Raw genomic sequence first — 17668 nt, 5'->3', positions numbered from 1 at the left:
CGTATCGCTCACGCGTGGTGCGCGAGCCCCGGGCCGTGCTGCGCGAGTTCGGGACAGAGCTTCCCGACGACGTCGAGGTGCGCGTGTGGGACAGCACGGCCGAGGTGCGGTACATGGTGTTGCCGGAGCGCCCGAGCGGGACCGAGGGCATGAGCGATCCGGAGCTGGCGGCGCTGGTGACGCGTGACGCGATGATCGGCGTGACCCGCGTGCAGGCGCCAGCCCTGGTGCGATAGCCGTGGCTCGCGACCCGAACCCCGAGGTCACGGGGATGGAAGGCGAAAGCGCGCTGCCGCGCTCGAACGGCGAGCTGGTGTTCGAAGCGCCCTGGGAGGGGCGCGCCTTCGGCATCGCGGTGGCCCTGAACGAGCACGACGTTTACCCATGGCGGACCTTTCGCGATGCCCTGGTGGAGCAGATCGCGGCGGACGAATCCGCCGGGCGCAGCTCGAGCTACTACGAGCGCTGGCTGGCGTCGTTGGAGGAGGTCCTCCTGCGGAAGGGGATCGTCACCAGGGACGAGCTGGACGCGCGGACCGACGAATACGCGCGGGGTGTCCGCGACGACGACTGGGTGCCGCACGGGCGGTGAGCTCTCTTGTCACGCTAGCTTCTCGGTTCTGGTTGGACCGCAGCATGCCGAGGTCGAGCAGGCGCCCGACGGGTTCCTGGTGGGGGCGCATTCCTGCGCTTCCTGTCTTTGGGCCGAAGGTGACAGCGAAGAGCTGTGCCGAGTTGGCAAGCGCGCTCGAAGATTGGGGTTCTCGTGAGCCTCACGCGCCACGCATCACTCCCCGTCCGAACTGCAGGTAGTCAGTCCACAGCGACGGAGGTCCCTGGGTCGCCCCCGGCCCGCGCGCGCTCGGTGACGGCGAGCCAATCTTCGCCCTGCTTGAGGATGACGCCGCCCGAGCGCACGTCGTAGAGGCGGGGATTGTCCACCGTCGGCGGAAGCTCGCCGCGGTCGCGGTGCGCCTTGACGGCGCTCAGGAGCCGCTGGCGCACCTTGATGACCATCGTGTCGCTCGTGCCCAGGTGCTCCTCGCGGCGGTCGTAGATCGGGCCCATGCTCTCGGTGATGGCCTGGTCCTGGACGTGGATCCCCGGGATGCCCGTGTAGCTCCGCGTGCGCTGAGCCGCCCGATCGATGCGATAGTCGTTCTCGCGGTTGGCCGCGAGCCGCCAGCGCCCCAGCCAGTCAGATGTGTTCGGCAGCACCTCGCCCCGGCCGACGAGGAACTCGGCCGGCCGTCCCTCTCGCGCTTTGGCCTCGGCGGGATCCGTGATCTCCGAGAAGTGCCAGAACATGGTGTGCTCGTCGTCGAGGGGCACCCAGGCGCGGACGATCGTCTGCTCGCCGAGCACGCCGGTTGGCACCATGGTGAAGAAGGGGAGCAGAAACTGGGCGATACGCCAGTAGTGCGCGCCGGGTTCGGCCTCTCGATACGCGCCATACACCGCGCCGTACTCCGTTTCGGCGACCGCGTAGCGCGGGCTGCGGTCGCGGACCATGTAGTACTCGAAGGTGCCCGGTGTGGGCCTGTGGGAGGGGTCGATGATGGCGTGGAGGAACCCGAAGTGGCTGGTGTCCACCTCGCCCTCGAGGCCCTGGGCCCAGTTGCACGATCGGAGCGCGGCCCAGAGCAGGCGGCGCTGGTTCGGGAGCTTCGTCGCCGCGAGGTCCGGAAGGGGCGGCGGCGCGTTGCGCGGTCCCATGTAGGTCCAGATCGCGCCGCCGCGCTCCACGCACGGGTACGCGGTGTGGCGAATCTTGTCTTTGAAGTTGTTCTCCGGCGGCTCGTTCGGCATGTCGACGCAACGGCCGGCCGTGTCGAACTTCCACCCGTGATAGACGCAGCGGAGCCCGCCCTCTTCGTTCCGACCGAAGAAGAGGGACGCGCCGCGGTGTGGACAGTGGTTTCCAACCAGGCCCACGCGCCCGGTGCTGTCGCGGAAGGCGATGAGATCTTCGCCCAGGAGACGAACTCGGACGGGAGGTCCGGCGGGGTTGGGGAGCTCGGCCGACATGAGGGCCGGGATCCAGTACTCGCGCATCAGCGCCCCCATCGGGGTTCCTGGCCCGGTCCGCGTGAGCAGCTCGTTGTCTTCCGCGCTCAGCATGGTCCGCTCCCCCGCGATCGCTCAGAGTGGTGCAATTCGGCCCGGACCCGCGCCGGTCCTCCAACGCCACGCTACGGCGTGCGGCGGTCGCGCGTCAAGCGCTGCGGGCAGACGCGGGCAAAGGTTTGCCGGGGGTCAAAGGGGCGGCGCGAAGAGCTGGGTGAGGGCAAGGCCAAATCCCGGGAGCATGGGCGAGGTCAGCATGTCCTCGGCCGTCAACGTCACGGCGATCTGGAGCCGATCGCTGGCTCGGCGGCAGATCTGGACCGACTGATCTTGCCAGTCGACGATCCAGTACTCGCCCCATCAAGATCCGAACGGGGCCCCGCACAGAATGTCGCTGAGGCCCATCAAGCCGGAGCTGTTGACCGGCGCCGCGACGTAGCACACGGTTTGGGCGCCCGGGGAATCGACAGTGCCCGTGCTGTCAGCCGGGAGAACTTGTAGGCGGGTCGTCCAGAGGGGTAGCAAGGCATAGGCCGCGGCGGAGGGGACAGGGCTCCAAGATATGATCGCCTCCGGCGGCGGCGGGCACGGGCACAGCTCGGGAGGCGCCACCAAGGGGTCGTACCGCATCGCAAAGCCCATGGCGTAGCCGCCAAACGGGATGAAGCACTGGGCGAAGGACCTCTGGATGGCCAGTCCGGCCTGATTGAGGGCGAGCAGTTGATAACAGACCCGATTGGTCCCGATGGGCAGGGCGTCGGTGTAGGCTGTGTCGGTTGATGTAAGGGAGACGGCTGACGTGGCATGTTCGGTGTCGCGTATCAACCTCAGGGCGGCCTGCCCTGTCCCGGACTGCCAGGTGAGCCGAACCTGACGATTACCCAAGGCTGTTAGCGTCAGGCCCGAACCCGCGATTGGCGTCTGGCCGCTTGGACGGAGTGGCGCCTACGGCCAGGAGCAGCAGCGCGAACAGCGTAACTCGTGGCAGAAATCGAACTGGTCGCCGGAACATTGGATCCTCCGACCCGCTGTGACGGCTGCTGGATTCTTGTCCCACCTTGCGCAAGCTCAGGCCGTGCTATCGGCCGGCCAGGAAGGCAGAGTGCTGGGCGCACCATGAACAGTCTGCATAGTGACTCCCTCGCAGGCGGGCCGAGGGGAAATAGTCGGGACACGAGCGGACCGTAATTCGTGCCGGCACCGGCGTGACCCGCCTACTTCAGTGCGGGACCCCGCACAGAATGTCGCTGAGGCCCATCAAGCCGGAGCTGTTGAACGGCGCTGCAACGTAACAAACGGGCCAGTCGCCCGGGACGTCCATCGTGCCAGTACTCCCCCCGGGAAGGACCTGTAGTCGCGTGGTACCGAGGGGCAGCAAGGCATAGCCCGCGGCGGCCGGGACGGGGCTCCACGACACGTTCGTCGTCGGCGGTGGCGGGCACGGGCAAAGCTCGGAGGGCACGACAGACGGGTTGTACTGCATCGCAAAGCCCATGGCGTAGCCGCCAAACGGGATGAAGCATTGGACGAATGACCGGGCGATCTGTATTCCCGATGGAGCGTACGCGTGTAGCTGATAGCACATGACGTTGCTGCCGATTGGGAGAGAATCGGTGAACGTGGTTTCGGCTGGCCCAAGCGAGACGATCGAGCCCCCGCTCTCGGCGATGCGCGTCAGCTTGAAGTAGGCTTGCCCCTCGCCGGCCTGCCAGGTGAGCCGAACCTGACGATTGCCCAGGGCTGTTAGCGTCAGGCCCGAACCCGCGATTGGCGTCTGGCCGCTGGACGGAGTGGCGCCTACGGCCAGGAGCAGCAGCGCGAACAGCGTAACTCGTGGCAGAGATCGAACTGGTCGCCGGAACATTGGATCCTCCGACCCACTGTGATGGCTGCTGACTTTTTGCCCCACCTTGCGCAAGCTCAGGCCGTGCTATCGGCCGGCAAGGAACGCGGAGTGCCGGGCGCACCATGAGCAGTCCAGGTAGGCGTACAGGGTGCTGTTGTTGACGGTGTACGCGCACTGATTGCCCGTCGGCTGCGCGTGACAGTCATGCCCGAAGTCCCGGGGCCCGACGATCTCGAGGGGGCCGTTTTGGGTGCGCATCTGATACAGGTTTGCGAAGCCTGAGTAGAACGAGCCGATGTATCTGTTTTCCCTAAACTCGATGCCAGGATCCAATCCGGTCGATTGGTCCTGCAATCCGTCGATCCGACCAATAGCAAACCACGTGCCGCTTCCGGTGGGCCACTCGGCATACTGGATCCAGGCCCCGCCGCCCACGTTCAAGTCCGTCACGTTGTACCAGCTGTTCCAGCTCAGCGTCACCAGATTGACGCAAAGGAAGTTGCCGTCGCCATTATCCGTGAAGAAGTAGAGCTCGCCCTGCTCACAAAACCCGTAGCTTCCGTGTTCCTGAGTGGCATCGGGATACACCCAGCCCACCTCGGCCCCGTTCCCGCCTGGAAAGGCCGTGGGCATGTTGTTGAACAATGACCCGAGTGCCCCACAATCGTTTATTAGCTGTGCGCAGAGCGTTACCCTGGTTGGCGGGCCCGGTGGAGTGAGCAGGGACAGGAATGCGCCGTAGTTCGTGCCGACGTCGGAGGTCGGCAGCTCGTCAGCTGCGTCGATGAATGCATCGCCGGTGGCGATCGACGCGCGTTGGCAACACTCGTGCCTCGGGGCTGTGGGCGAAAGGGCCCCTTGGTCATCGGCAAAGGCCAACCGCGGCCCGAGGGCTACGTGCGGCGGGATCGATGTGGCGGCAGCGCGGCTTGTACCGGGCCGTGGCATCGGCACGCCGTGGATGATGCAGCCCGAGATCCCCGGCCACGCGCTCGGACGGAACGTTTCCCCCGGATTGCAGTAGGGCATCGATCTGGCGAACGCCCTGTATGCGGGATCAGAAATAGGAGGCAGAGTGCTGGGACGGGGCGGCGGGGGGGGGGGGGGCGGTCTTGCCTGATAGCGGGTTCGGCCCGACCGAGGCGACCTGACCGAACGATTCCGTTGCGGCGAACACAAGCAGCGCAGCGAAAATGCTCAACCCGAGCCAAGTCACGCGATCCGTGCGCATCTGAACTCCTCTTTTCTTAACAGGACCGGCGCCTCTTCGCTACGGTCGATCACATTTCGATGCATTATGATTCCCGGTCCGTCGAGCGTCGAGAGGATTCCTTGTTACACTTTTGTGACAGTCGGTTGCCCGCTCCGGGCTTTTGGCTCGTCCGAGCCCACGCGAGGGAGCAGCGCGGAACTCACGAGCCAATCGAGCGTCGCGCACGGACCGCGGTCAGCTCAGCTCCGCGAGGAGCGACGCCCATGCCTCGGCCTCGCGCTCGGGCGCCAAGAGCGCCGCGGCCTGGCGACCTCGACGCGCGAGCTCCGCGTAGAAGTCCGGATCCATCTCCGCTCGCAGCAGCACGTCCGCCAATTCGGCCTCGTCCTCGACCGTGAAGTAGCCCGGGTAGTCCTCGCCCAGCGTGCCGATCAGCCCGCTGACGCGCGAGGCGATGACGGGTGTCCCGAGGACCAGCGCCTCGCACACGGCGTTGGAGCTGCCCTCCATCAGCGACGTTTGAGTCAGCACGTGACTCCCGGCGATGAGCCGTCAGACGCGCCAGTGGGGCACGCCGCCGACCCAGCGATATCGGCCGCCCCGCGCGTTCTCCTCCTGCGCCTGCCTCCCCAGCTCGGGGTCCAGGACGCCGCCCACGTGCGTGATGCGGATCCGCGATCGCGGCGGCAGGCGCCGCGCGGCGAGGGCGACGCGCATCGGGTCTTTCTCCGGGCGAAGGTGGCCGACGACCGCCACGCGGAAGTACGTGCTGGGCGGGTGTGCGCCGTTCGCGCGGCACGCGGACACCGACTGATAGATGACCCGCGCCTTGGCTCGATGCTCTTCACCCAGCTCGCCCAGTCCCATGCGCTGGAGCACGACCAACCGCTGGGCGAGGTCCAGCGACGCCTGCGCGTCGCGATCCGTGCGGATGTCGCGGTAGAGATCGGTTCCGGTGAGGACGACGATCAGCGGCGCGTTCGGCCGCTCATCGGCGAAGCGCCGGATCGACGGATGGCTGCGGCGGGCGTGCAGCGCGATGAGCGCGTCGGACGCTGCACCGTCGTACGCCGTCGTGAGCCGAACGCGATGGCCGAGCCCCTCGAGAATCCGCCGATACCGGGCGGCGGTGATCCAGTTTCCGGCGCGCGCCTCCGGCAGCTCGGGGGTGACGACGGTGACGTCCATAGCGGGCTCAATCGTCCGCGGCGCAGGTGCGGAAGCCGCACCAGACGTCGCGTCGGTCCGGCGTGTAGAAGTTGCGCCACGTGTTGCGGATCAGGCGGCTGCGCGTGGTCCAGCACCCGCCGCGAAGGACCTTGTGGTTCCCGAACCAGGGCTGGGAGTACTCCTTGTACGGATCGGGCACGAAGCCCGGAAAGGGTCCGAACCAGTCCGCCGTCCACTCCCATACGTTGCCGATCATCTGCCGGCAGCCGAAAAAGCTATCGCCGGCCGGTAGGGCGGCCACGTCGACCGTGCCGCGCGCGCGCCAGTCCAGGTTCGCGCGCTCGGGAGTCGGGGGCTCGTCGCCCCACGGGAACCGCCGGCGTCGCCATCTCGCGGGTCCGGCGCCGTTCCCACTCGGCTCCGCGGACGCGGCCATCTCCCACTCCACTTCTGTCGGCAGGCGGCGACCGGCCCACCGGCAGTACGCGTCGGCCTCGTACCAGCACACGTGGATGACCGGTCTATGGGGTTCCAGCGGGACCGTCTGGTCGAACACGCGGCGGAGCCAGCGCGTCGGGCCATCGGACTGCCAGTACACGGGATGCTGCGCGTCTACGCTCGTGCGCCAGGCCCAGCCGGCATCGCTCCAGTGGCGGCGGTCCCGATATCCGCCATCGTCCACGAACGCCGCAAACTCGCCCTGGGTCACGGGCGCCCGCGCGATGTGGAACGGCCGAACCTCGACCACGTGGCCCCATTTCTCATTGTCGAACACGAACGCGCCGTCCCGGGCATACTGTCCCGAGTCCCCTGGCTCGGCGCCGATGAGAAAGGACCCGCCCGGCACTTCGGCATCCCCCGGCCAGGGGCCGGCCGCTCCTGCGCCCTCGTCTCCCGTCGGTACGCCAAGTTGAGGCGCTGGGTACCCATGAGTCTGGCGGGTGTAGGTCAGGGCCTCGTCGTGCATGTCCTCGTGGAGGAGCGGGAGCACGTGAAAGTACCGAACGTCATCGGTCCATGGCGCCCGTTCGAGGAATTCTCGGCTCTCGCGCAGGACGCGCTCCATGTAGGCGAGGGTGTCGCGGCGCGTGGGGAGCATGAGGTCCCAGCGCGTGTCGTGAGCGACCGCGGCCGAGTCGTAGAGGGAATCGCCATCCGCGCGAATCGGCGCCCGGCCGCGCAGGTGGCGCTGGGCCCACCTCTCCTGGAACCAGGCGACGTGGCCGATCTCCCACAACGGCGGGTTCACGATGCGCATCAATGGGCCGATCATCTGCTCGTCGGACAGATCGTCCACCAGCTCGAGGGTGCGCATCCGCGCTTCTTCCAGATGGGCGACGACCTCTTCGGCGGTGGTCGGCGGCGACGTCGACAGCGTGATTGCGCTACCCTTCCTCGACGGAGATGGCGCCGGGCGTTCCCGTCGTGAGCGCGCCGATGAGGGCCGCGTCGACCCCCCGCCGGCGAAGCTCTCGCAGGAGGTCTTCGCTGCGATCCGGCGACACGGCGATCAGCAGTCCGCCGGACGTCTGGGCGTCGGCGAGCACGGTCCGCGTCTCAGCATCCACGCCGCGAGACCAATTGACGAACGGTTCGAGGAACTCTTCGTTCGCACGACTGCCGCCAGGCACGACGCCCTCGGCGATGAGCTCGCGGACGCGCGGCAGGACCGGAACCGACGCCGCGTGGACCTCGGCGGCGGTGCCGCTGGCGAGGGCCATCTCGCGCAGGTGCCCCAAGAGGCCGAATCCGGTGATGTCGGTGCAGGCGTGCGCGCCCGCGTCCAGCATCGCTTCGGACGCGGCGCGGTTGAGCGCCGCCATCACCTGCGTGACGCGGTCGATCTCGCTGTCCGAGAGGAGGCCCTGTTTCAGCGCGGTGCTCAGCACGCCCGAGCCGAGCGGCTTGGTGAGGATGAGCGCGTCGCCCGGTTGGCCGCCCGAGTTCGTGACGATCCGGCGAGGGTCCACCGTTCCGATGGCGGCATAACCGCACTTCGGCTCCGGGTCGTCCACCGTGTGGCCGCCAACCACGTCGACACCCGCCTCGCGGGCTTTCTCGGCTCCACCGCGGAGGATCTCTTCGAGCACGCTCCAGGGAAGCTGATCCCGTGGAAAGCCGGCGAAGCTGAGCATCGCGATGGGCTTCGCTCCCATGGCGTAGACGTCAGAGAGCGCGTTCGCAGCCGCGATGGCGCCAAACGAGTAGGGATCGTCCACCACGGGCGTAAACACGTCGATGGTCAGAGCAAGGGCAAGCTCGTCCGATAGCCGATAGACGGCCGCGTCGTCGCTGGTCGCAAACCCGACGAGGAGATTGGGATCTGTTGGAAGGGGGAGGCCGCCCAACACGTGGGCGAGATCGGCAGCGCCGATCTTCGACGCTCAGCCCGAGCAGTGGGCCAGGCTCGTGAGCCGCACGTGCTCCGTGCTCGCCATCGGACACCTTCTTTCGTCGGGTGGTCGCGGCCCCGTCGATCTCGGCGCCGCGCGAACAAAGAATACCGGATTCGTCGGCGCGCTCGCTGACCATCGTCGTGCTGCCCGAGCCGGATCGATGCGCGGGGGCTTACGTGAGGGCAGCCGACACGCCGGGCGTGTGGCGCCGGGCGAAGGACACCATGGTGTCGATTGCGCGAATCGTCTCCGGCTGGTCGGGCGATGGGCGCATCCGATGCTCCGACAGGCCCACGAACGTCTCGACCTCGATGGGGCCGCCCCGCGCGCGATACGAGGCGATGAAGCGCTCCTGCATCTCCAGGGGGTGGTTCCCGTCGTTCTCCTTGAGCACCATGAGAATCGGCGGCAGCTCGATCCCCTCATCCTCCTCGACGACCGTCTGCGGGCTTCCCTCCGCCATGGCCTGCTCCGAGCCCCAGTACTCCAGATGCGCGGCGACCAGCTCCTTCCGATCCTCCCGCTGCGCGAATCGAAACCGGAAGAGCGGATCGATGACAGGCCAGCCGGCGATGACGTATGCGAGGGTCGCGTCGACCTCAGGTCCTTCCTCGAGGGGCAACGAGGCATATCGCGGGTCGCGCGGGCGGAGGGCGCTCAAGACGACTTGGTGCCCGCCGCTCGAGTTGCCGAAGGCCCCGACCGCGGGCGCGCCATGGAAGTCCGCTGCATGCGCCTTGAGCCAGCGAATTCCGAGGTTCACGTCGGCGATCGACGCCGGGTAGCCGGCCTCGGGCGGCTGGTGAAAATCGAGCGCCGCGACCAGAATGCCTCGGGCGGCCAGCGCCTCATCGATTCCGACGTTGTTCATGCGGTCGCCGTTGTGCCACGCGCCGCCGTGAACGTCGACGATGGCCGGGAACGGGCCCTCGCCGAGTGGCCGGTACAGTCGTGCCAGCCAGGCCTTCCCGTCTTGCACCTGATACTTGACATCCTGGACCTCTACCGCGAACGGCTCGCCGTTGGCCTGGGTTGGCATCTCATGTCCTCCCTTCGGGCTTTCGCTGGTCGTTCGCGAGCGCCTCGTCGAGATACTCGGTCCGGAGAAATTCACGCACCGGCACGCGGGGCGCACCGGTCTCATCGCATAGCTTCCGCATGGCCCGGTCCAGCACGTCGGCTTCCACCTGGACCCGCCAGTAGGGGGCCACCTCGTCATAGGCCGCGCGCGCGATGTCCAGGCTGTCGACGCCCCAGTCGCGCGAGTACCTGAGCAGCGTCTCGAGGGTCCCGTCCACGTTGGTCATGCAGTACCGCATGGCCTTGACGTATGCCCGCACGAAAGCGCGAACCACGTCCTCCCGTTCGGCGATCATCTTCGGCGTGCAGTAGATGCCCGAACCCGAGGGGCTCGGGGCATAGTTTGACTCGTGCCCGAAGCTCCGGTAGCCGGCCTTCGCCGCGATGATCGACCAGGGCGCGCCCAGCGTCGCCGCGTCCCCGAGCCCGTCGTTCAGCATGTCCCACTGCTCCTTGTGCGAGCCGGGCACGCTGCGCGTCGTGATCTCGTCCTGGAGGAGATCCAGCTTGTGGAGGGCGAGGATGTTGGTCAGCTCGGTGATGAACCGCCGTTCCTGGTCCTCATTGCCGCCGCCACCGGGGATGAGGATGTGGGCGAGTTGCTCGGGAGATTCGATGCCGGGCCGCGCCATGAGGACGTGCGAGGACTCGCGACTCGATACCCCGCAGATCTGGCGAACGGGCTTCCCAGCCAGGAACGCCTTGTAGGCCGCCATGCCGGCCGTGAAGTCGACGTCGCCCCGCGCAATTCCCTCGAGTCCCGCGCCGTACTGGATCACGCCCTCGAGTCCTTGCTCGGCGAGGAATCCCTTGTCGATCGCGACGAAGAGCGGAGCGAAGAAGGGGGCCGGGCGCGGTGTGGAGATGCGTACGATGGTTGCCATCTCGCCTCCTCGCGGGGGGTCGGGTCAGCGCTGGGAGAAGAATGCCGTATTCGCCGAGAGACACGACGCGTATCCAACTGAGTACCCGATGGTCGGTCGAGGTGTCAAGAACCTGCTGTGCGGGAACGCGGCCGCCGGAGCGGGCGACGCCATGCAGCGAGCGCCTGCTGGCGGTCGCCGTTCGCCGCTGAGGTATGATTTCCAATGATTTTCACTCGGAGAGGCACCATGCGCGCTTTGGCAACCCTCGGTTTGTTGGCACTACTCCTCAGTCTCTCGCACGTCGGCGCCGCCGCGGCTCAGGAATGCGACGATTCATCGATGAGCGCCGCGTCGACGTCTGACGATGCCGGCACTCGGGCGTGCGAATCGGCGGGCTTTTTCGACATCGGCGTTCACATTGACTGCAGTGACTCTCAGCTTCAGCCATCCGACAACTCGTTCACCGGTTCGCCACGGTTACCGCGCTGCGAGTCGGCAGCGAGCACGGTCCACAGTGCCGTTACCGGCGTGAGGAGCGATAAGGCGGGGTCTCGGTTCGGCCAACGACAATCGGCGCCGTCCCGGCCGGCAGGCGGTCGGTATCCGACTCAGTACGGTGGCGCGACCGCGCCGGCCAGGGTATCGAGCAGCGGGAACACGTCGAACTGCGCAGGCTGCGGACGCTGAGGCGCGCGAAAAGGGGGCGTCGGAACTTCCGGCGCCCCCTTTTCGCTTCGTTTCAGGCTGAGACGGCCACGCGGCTTGCGCGCCGGGCCTCGACCTCCGGGCGATACTTCTCGCACAGGGCCACCCAGCGCGCAGCGTTCTTCCGCGCTTTCTCCTCGTTGGCCGCCGCCTCGACGGGGTCCCGCAGCGCAAAAGCGTGCGGTGCACGGGGCGGTCCGATGTTGACGTATCCGGCGTACTCGTAGAAGAGGTGCCCGCGGCGGGCGCGCGGATCTTCTTCGCCAGCGCCGCCGAGCCCCGGCGCGATGTCCGCCGTAACTCGCCGCGCCGCCTCTACGTCTCCGTCCTCGACGGCCTGGAGGAGGCGAAGCACCGGCCAGATACCGGCCCAGATATGGTGCGACCAGCACCCCGATGCGCCCATCTCGTAATAGGGGTAGAGCTGGGTCTGATTCACGAAGTGCGCGATCTTTCCGTGAATCACACTATGGAGCCGCTGGAATTCGAGGGGCGTGCGATGGCTATCCTTCATCGCCACGATGTTCGGCAGCTTGACCAGGTCCTGGAAGACGTGGACGGGGATGTGAACGTGGTGATTGACCGGGTTGTGGTAGATCATGATCGAGATGTCCGGGAACATCTCGGCGATCTCGCGATAGAACGTGGCGATGTCCGGTATGGGAAGCGGCTCGTAGTGGGGCAGCCCGAGGAGGACTCCCTGTCCTCCGACATCTCGGACGAAGGACATCCGGCGCACGACATCGCGCGGGTTCGCGGAGGTGACGCCGAGCATGAGGGGCACGCGGTTGTTCACTGCCTCGATGCTGGCGACCACCAGCTTCTGAAACTCCTCATAGAAGAGGTTCCACGTCTGTCCGAAGGTGCCCGTGGTCGCGATGAGCCCGACGCCATCCTCGATGACGCGGTCCAGGGCATCCCGGAGCGAGTCGGTGTCGACCGTGTCGGTCGCGGTCAGCGATCCTGCATCCGGTGTCGAAAACGCGGGCATCATGCCGCAAATCCCGTGAAGCTCGTCTGGAACGTAGGACATCCGGGCAACCCTCCCTCATGAGTTGAGGGCATCTTAGCCCAGCGACCAGCCCGTGACAACTGGCGGCGGCCGGCGCGTTCGGACTGTGGCCTTTGTATGGCTTTTGTAGACCTTTGTGGTCCTTCGAGCAGACGTTTACCCGCGCGATACGCTCCGCAACGGACCCGTCGCCCCGCAACCAGGATAACAACGCGGACCCCGAGGCCGGCTCAGCGCCGCGCGATGACATCAGGGACAAGGGAGTCCCTGAGATGATTTGAGGGATCGATGAAGCAGGGAGCAAGCGATCAAACCTGGACGTACGACAGCGTCAACGACGTGTGGATCTCCGCCGACGATGCGATCACCCTCGACGGATCAGTCGTCCGCCAGTTGGCTCGCCAATGCCTCCGAGCGCGCCGGCAGCGCGCCCTGAAAAGCCTCGAAACCGCCTATCGCCGCGCGCCGGGCATCGAACGCGCATATCGCCAGGCGCTCGTAGAGATCCTCCGCGGCGACTGGGCGCTCCCCCTCGCGTCGTAAGTCAGCCAAACGCCCTGGCCGGTGCGGCTCAAGGCGCCTCGTCTCCGAGAAACACGCCATTGCGCTTGGTGTTCGGGCAGATCGGGTGGGCAAACATGCTCGGACCATCCACCGCCGCGTACACGATGTCGTCGCTGAGCGGCCCGTCTGGCGGGTTGAGTCCGGCGAGGTCGCGGGCGCGTTTCGCGACCTCGTGGTCGGCGCAGGACGTGTCGCCGCTTACGCCCAGCCCGCCAACGATCCTCCCGTCCTGATAGAGGGGCACGCCCCCTCCAAACGTGATGATCCCGGCCGCGATTTGATTTGCGCCGATTCCCGGCTGACTCGGCGCCGATAGCGCGCGCGGGTCGAACGGGTTGGAGTTGTTGAGCCCGGCGAGCGAATGGCCGGGCTGGGTGAGGGTGTACATTCGGGCCGTCGGCAGGTCGAAGTCGTCGAGGCTGAACGCGTTCGCGGTGTACGCCTTCGCCTCCGCGATCGCCCGGCTACCCGGAAAAACCTGAGTTGGGTCGTCGGTCGACGTGTTGACCGCGCAGAGCTGGCCCTGCCGATTGACGATGGCGCCCCACATGCGCGAGCCGCCGAATATTCCGCCCGCGTCCGTGTCGGGGCCGAGGCTCACGCTGATTCCCGTGCCGGAAGCGGCGTCGCGGAGCAGACCCTGGAGTTCCGCCGCGGTGGGCAAGCTCGCGCAGCCGGGCGTCTGCGCTTGCTGCGCGCGCGTGGGCGACGCGGACGCGGCCGCGACCAGCGCCAACGCCGTCAACGGAAGCCACGTGCGGGACCACTGCATGATCAGCCTCCATCTATCCATCGTTGATCAGTTCCGCCCCACTGGGGACCCCAGCATATCCACAGCGCGCGTGCTCGGCAACTCCGTACGGGTACTTTCGTCCTATATCGGGCGGGCTCGCCGGATGAGATGATGCGAGCGGCGCTCGCTGGAACGAAACGAGGCGAACTTATCTGCGTGCCGGGCCCCGCGAGAAATGTGCGGGAGGCGGCGGCGAAAGGAGGGGAGATCGAGAGCGATCGAGAACACCGTTCGACGTGCGACGAGCTGACACAGGAGGAAAACATGCAATCAATTCGGATCATCTTGGCGGCCACCGCAGCCGCTGTCGGCGTGGTCGGTGGCTGGATCGCATATAGCAGCGCTTCGCCCGTGAGCCTCGCCCAGACGGCGCCGCCGCTCCCGCTGCCACAGAATTCGGTCTGCTATCTCGTCGGAAACGGCGAAAATCCTGCCGCCGGCGCGGTGCTCCACACGGATAATTTCGGGAACGATTTCGTTGGGATCGGGCGGCTGGTGCTGATGTGCGAGGGAGCCGCGAAATACGCGCCAACGCCCGCGGGCGGACCACCCGCGAATCTAGCCCCGCCGAGCGACGATCAGGCGACAGTCTCCGCCTGCTATGTGGTCAATGAAGACCAGGCGAACCGTCGATCCAAGCCGTACCGGCTGACAACGCGCAATTTTCAGGGCGACACGGTGTGGGCTGGCAACGCGGTGCTGATGTGCGAGCAGGCCACGAAGGTGCCACTCACGGTGCCCGTCGGATCGACGCAGCCCCCGCAGCCGCCGACCGACATCACCCCGCCGACAAACCCCTACGTCGCGGAGTGCTTCCTAGCTCGCGAGGGGAAGACCATCAACCAGCCGTTCACCCTGGTAACCCGGAACTTCGGGCCCGATACGATGAGCGTCGTTCGTTCGACGTTCCTTTGTGAATCCGCCGCCAAGCTGCGCCTGACCGCCGCCGGCAACACGACGACGGTGACTGGCCTCGCCAATCGGGAGGTAGAGGAATGCTTCGCGGTTCTCGGCGGTGACGAGCCGGCGAAATATGTCGCGCTCGATACCGCGAACTTCGGCGTCGACGTTGTCTCGGTGCGGCGCGCCGTCTTCATGTGTGAGCGGGCGGAGAAGGCGCCGCGCTTCATCTTCCCGACGCCAATGAGCAATCCCGCCGCGGCGCTGGCTTCGATCACCATCACCCGCGGGGAGGGTGTGTCCGGCGACGAATGATCCGGAAGCTTCCCGACGCTTCCGCCTGCCGGGTCTCTTCACCCCGAGCGCGTGCGCCGCCCGTCAACCGACGGGCGGCGCACGCCCGGTGCGCTGACGGATCGGAAAGCGACGGGCCTGCGCTACGCCGTGGAGACCGTGGCGACCAGCGTGGCGATCCCCGTGAGCACGAAGATCGACGCAGCGGCGATCTTGATGGCGCGCGCGGGGAGTCGGCGGCCCAGGACCGAGCCGACGAGGATGGCCAGACCGTCGGCCACGACCATCCCGAGGCTCGAACCCAGCCAGACGGGCACGAAGTCATGGACCTGGCTCGCGATGGTCACCGTCGCCAGCATGGTCTTGTCCCCCAGCTCGGCGAGGAAAAAGGTGATTGCGACGGTTGCGAAAGGTCCGAACCGTTCGCGCGCATTCCCCCCATCGTCGTCATCGTGCGTGTCGCCGCGGATCGTCCACAGTCCGAACCCGATAAAGGCTGCGCCGGCCGCGATGCCGATCCAGAACCGCGGGAGCGTGAGGCCGAGGAACTCGCCGATGCCGACGGACAGCAGGTGCACGAGGAGTGTCGCAACGAGGATAGCCGTAAGGACTGTCCGTGCCGTGAAGCGGGTCGCGAAGGCGAGGCTGACGAGCTGGGTCTTGTCACCCATCTCAGCCAGGCCAATGAACACGAGAGCCTGCGCGAAGGCCACCATAGTTGTTGCTCCCCCAGACGGTGGGCTTACGTCTGGAAACGAGGGCGAAAAAAAAGACCCTCGACCCACCCAGACCGCCTTGCGAGCGGCTGTGGACCGAAGGTCTGGCTGGGCTCGCGAGCGCGAGCTGGTGGGACCAGGGGCAAACCCCAGCGTGTTGATCCCACCCCGATCGTGGCGACCGGCAGTTACTCCCCTTCGGGACGCTGCTGGAAGCAGTGTACCAGCCTGATGTCTGCTCTATCCATGTCACCCCTCCGGTCGGTTTAAGTTTTGAGGCAACACGTGTCACCCGTCCGGTCGGTTTAAGTTTTGAGGCAACACGTGGCGGCGCGACGGCGCCGCTGATCGCCGCTTCACCGTCCGCTCACAGAGCGGTAACACTACTCGGCGGGCGTCGCTTCAACACCGGGGTCGGCGAGAGAGGGATGATCAAGCGGCGGCGTTGCCATGCGCGCGTGCTGGACGCCCTTGCCAATCAGCGCCTTCGCGACGAGCGCTTGGAGATCCTGGTCTTCCGCGTCGCTGAATCTTCGGATGACCTCGTCGTAGGCTTCGATGGATTCGTGCTCGCGTCCTGACTCCGTGAGTCGAATGCCCTTGTTCAGCAGCGCCTTCGCGACCTGGCGACGGAGCACGTTATCGTCGGCGTCGCCGAAGCGCCGGACAGCCTGGTCGTACGCGGCGAGTTCTTCATCGGTACGGCCGAGGTCGCCCAGTCGGATTCCCTTGTTCACCAGCGCGATGCCGGCCTGCTGCTGCAGCTCGGGCGCCGAGTCGGACGTACACCGCTGGATGACCGCGTCGTACGCTTCGAGCGCTTCCGTGTCGCGGCCCTGCTCGCCAAGGCGAATGCCCTTGTTCAGGAGCGCCTGCGACACCGCGCCGCTCAGAACCGGGTCGGTGGCGTCCGCAAACCGTGTCACGAGCTGCTCGTAGGTGTCCAGCTCCTCGGACGTCCGCCCCAGGTCCGCCAGGCGGAGGGCCATGTTGATGAGCGCCATTCCCACGTTTTGCTGCATTTCCGGTTCCGTCGCCTCGCCGAAACGGCGTACAACCTCTGCGAACGCCTCGACCGCGGCGTCATTTGCGTCTGCCGTCATGAGCGGACCCCTTTCGGCTGATCAGATTCGGGCTGTTCCGGCGGGTTCCTGGTGAGGGCCGGGTGGCGAAGCTCCATGAGGGCGGCGCGCGTCAGCAGCGCGGTCAGCTCCGCGTTCTTCCGCTGGAGGTCCTCCGTCGCCGACATCTCTCGCAGCCGCATAACCCGCTCGTCCACGAGCGCGGCATCGTCGCCGTCCTTATCGGCAAACCACGTTGCGTGCAGCTCCTCCAAACGGGCGATCTCGGCTTGGAGTCGGTCGATCTGGTGACGGATCTCGTCGTACTCACGCTGCCGGCGCTTTTTGACGAACGGGAAGACTCCTGCCACGTCGATGAGCGGCGCGGAGCCGGTGACACCGGTCACGGCCCGACGTTGGTTGACGGGCCTCGTGGGTGGAGCTGCCTGCGTGGCCCGCTGGACCGATTCGAGCCTACGTCGTTCGAAGGACTCGCGGTCGGACCGCTCGGGAAGCGTCCCGACCGATTCCTCTTCGACGCCTGGCGGTTCGCCTGCCATCGTCTCCTCGCCCTTCTGGACGAACAGCCGCATCACGGCGTCCCCGACCTCCTCGCGCTCCGCTCGGAGCTGGATCGGCACGGCCAGCGACTCACGGGATGCGACGACGGTCGCCATGCCGGTGCTCCGTGTCTCGCAAATGCGAGGCAGGCGGATCTCCGCATGCGCGCGCTCCGCCTTGGTCGGTGTCACCATCGAGAGGATGGCGTCCGACCATTCACGCTCGCGATGGACTCCCTCGAGCGCAAAGCGGGACTCGGATGTCACGCGGGCGAGCGCGGGGCTGCTTCGCACCAGGTGCTCCCGCTCTTGCAGGCTCACAATCAGCGCCAACCGTGCGGGATCGGCCCCTGCGCGCGAAGGCGGCCTGGTACGCGCGACGCGCTCTTCCTGTTCTGGCTGAATGGGCGGGTGGGCGACTCGTC

20 protein-coding genes and 1 riboswitch are annotated in these 17668 nt (G+C 66.9%); of the genes, 4 read left to right on the top strand and 16 right to left on the bottom strand.

Going from position 1 to position 17668, the window contains the following annotated elements; all coding sequences use genetic code 11:
- Both VFC51_16650 and VFC51_16645 read left to right on the top strand, forming a co-directional pair.
- Positions 1-236 (top strand): nitrile hydratase subunit alpha (locus VFC51_16650; GenBank protein HZT08654.1); only part of this gene is annotated, 236 nt, incomplete at its 5' end.
- Between the two features lie 35 nt (positions 237-271).
- The gene (locus VFC51_16645) at positions 272-592 is read left to right on the top strand and encodes a nitrile hydratase accessory protein (GenBank protein ID HZT08653.1); all 321 of its coding nucleotides are present in this window, start codon (positions 272-274) and stop codon (positions 590-592) included.
- Positions 593-813: 221 nt separating this feature from the next.
- Here the strand turns inward: VFC51_16645 and VFC51_16640 are convergent, their stop codons facing one another.
- From VFC51_16640 to VFC51_16585, 12 genes are all read right to left on the bottom strand, one after another.
- Positions 814-2121 carry a Rieske 2Fe-2S domain-containing protein gene (locus tag VFC51_16640; protein HZT08652.1) on the bottom strand — a complete coding sequence of 436 codons (1308 nt, stop codon included), beginning with the start codon at positions 2119-2121 and terminating at the stop codon, positions 814-816.
- Between the two features lie 135 nt (positions 2122-2256).
- Positions 2257-2412, bottom strand: coding sequence for a hypothetical protein (locus VFC51_16635; GenBank protein HZT08651.1), 156 nt, complete (start codon positions 2410-2412; stop codon positions 2257-2259).
- A 15-nt stretch (positions 2413-2427) separates the two neighbouring features.
- The gene (locus tag VFC51_16630) at positions 2428-2952 is read right to left on the bottom strand and encodes a hypothetical protein (protein ID HZT08650.1); all 525 of its coding nucleotides are present in this window, start codon (positions 2950-2952) and stop codon (positions 2428-2430) included.
- 334 nt (positions 2953-3286) lie between these two features.
- Positions 3287-3931 (bottom strand): hypothetical protein, encoded by a 645-nt coding sequence (locus VFC51_16625; GenBank protein HZT08649.1) that lies wholly within the window; start codon positions 3929-3931, stop codon positions 3287-3289.
- A 66-nt stretch (positions 3932-3997) separates the two neighbouring features.
- Positions 3998-4942 carry a hypothetical protein gene (locus VFC51_16620; GenBank protein HZT08648.1) on the bottom strand — a complete coding sequence of 315 codons (945 nt, stop codon included), beginning with the start codon at positions 4940-4942 and terminating at the stop codon, positions 3998-4000.
- Between the two features lie 418 nt (positions 4943-5360).
- Positions 5361-5672: a glycosyltransferase gene (locus tag VFC51_16615; GenBank protein HZT08647.1), complete on the bottom strand. Its 312-nt coding sequence runs from the start codon at positions 5670-5672 to the stop codon at positions 5361-5363.
- Positions 5673-5678: 6 nt separating this feature from the next.
- Positions 5679-6314, bottom strand: a complete 636-nt coding sequence (locus VFC51_16610) for a hypothetical protein (protein ID HZT08646.1) — start codon at positions 6312-6314, stop codon at positions 5679-5681.
- A gap of 7 nt (positions 6315-6321) precedes the next feature.
- On the bottom strand, positions 6322-7671 hold the full coding sequence (gene senA / locus VFC51_16605; GenBank protein ID HZT08645.1) for a selenoneine synthase SenA: 1350 nt from the start codon (positions 7669-7671) through the stop codon (positions 6322-6324).
- Positions 7672-7681: 10 nt separating this feature from the next.
- Entirely contained in the window at positions 7682-8671 is a 990-nt protein-coding gene (selD, locus tag VFC51_16600; protein HZT08644.1) for a selenide, water dikinase SelD, read from the bottom strand.
- Between the two features lie 193 nt (positions 8672-8864).
- On the bottom strand, positions 8865-9731 hold the full coding sequence (locus VFC51_16595) for an alpha/beta hydrolase (protein ID HZT08643.1): 867 nt from the start codon (positions 9729-9731) through the stop codon (positions 8865-8867).
- Between the two features lies 1 nt (position 9732).
- Positions 9733-10656, bottom strand: a complete 924-nt coding sequence (locus tag VFC51_16590) for a hypothetical protein (protein HZT08642.1) — start codon at positions 10654-10656, stop codon at positions 9733-9735.
- A 721-nt stretch (positions 10657-11377) separates the two neighbouring features.
- Positions 11378-12376 carry a dihydrodipicolinate synthase family protein gene (locus VFC51_16585; GenBank protein HZT08641.1) on the bottom strand — a complete coding sequence of 333 codons (999 nt, stop codon included), beginning with the start codon at positions 12374-12376 and terminating at the stop codon, positions 11378-11380.
- A 267-nt stretch (positions 12377-12643) separates the two neighbouring features.
- On the opposite strand from VFC51_16585, the gene VFC51_16580 reads away from it, so the two are divergent.
- On the top strand, positions 12644-12898 hold the full coding sequence (locus VFC51_16580; protein ID HZT08640.1) for a hypothetical protein: 255 nt from the start codon (positions 12644-12646) through the stop codon (positions 12896-12898).
- Positions 12899-12926: 28 nt separating this feature from the next.
- On the opposite strand, the gene VFC51_16575 is transcribed toward VFC51_16580, so the two are convergent.
- Positions 12927-13691 carry a heme-binding protein gene (locus tag VFC51_16575; protein HZT08639.1) on the bottom strand — a complete coding sequence of 255 codons (765 nt, stop codon included), beginning with the start codon at positions 13689-13691 and terminating at the stop codon, positions 12927-12929.
- 285 nt (positions 13692-13976) lie between these two features.
- On the opposite strand from VFC51_16575, the gene VFC51_16570 reads away from it, so the two are divergent.
- On the top strand, positions 13977-14927 hold the full coding sequence (locus VFC51_16570; protein ID HZT08638.1) for a hypothetical protein: 951 nt from the start codon (positions 13977-13979) through the stop codon (positions 14925-14927).
- Positions 14928-15049: 122 nt separating this feature from the next.
- Here VFC51_16570 and VFC51_16565 read toward each other — a convergent pair whose 3' ends face one another.
- From VFC51_16565 to VFC51_16555, 3 genes are all read right to left on the bottom strand, one after another.
- Positions 15050-15622 (bottom strand): TMEM165/GDT1 family protein, encoded by a 573-nt coding sequence (locus VFC51_16565; GenBank protein ID HZT08637.1) that lies wholly within the window; start codon positions 15620-15622, stop codon positions 15050-15052.
- Positions 15623-15652: 30 nt separating this feature from the next.
- A riboswitch (yybP-ykoY riboswitch) is annotated at positions 15653-15825 on the bottom strand.
- A 180-nt stretch (positions 15826-16005) separates the two neighbouring features.
- Positions 16006-16725: a tetratricopeptide repeat protein gene (locus VFC51_16560; GenBank protein ID HZT08636.1), complete on the bottom strand. Its 720-nt coding sequence runs from the start codon at positions 16723-16725 to the stop codon at positions 16006-16008.
- A partial coding sequence (locus VFC51_16555) for a hypothetical protein (GenBank protein HZT08635.1) occupies positions 16722-17668 on the bottom strand: 947 nt, incomplete at its 5' end. The genes VFC51_16560 and VFC51_16555, both read right to left, overlap by 4 nt.

The sequence above is a fragment of the Chloroflexota bacterium genome (assembly GCA_035652535.1).
Classification (GTDB): Bacteria; Chloroflexota; UBA6077; order UBA6077; family SHYK01; genus DASRDP01.
This window is presented reverse-complemented; position numbering and strand designations above follow the sequence as displayed.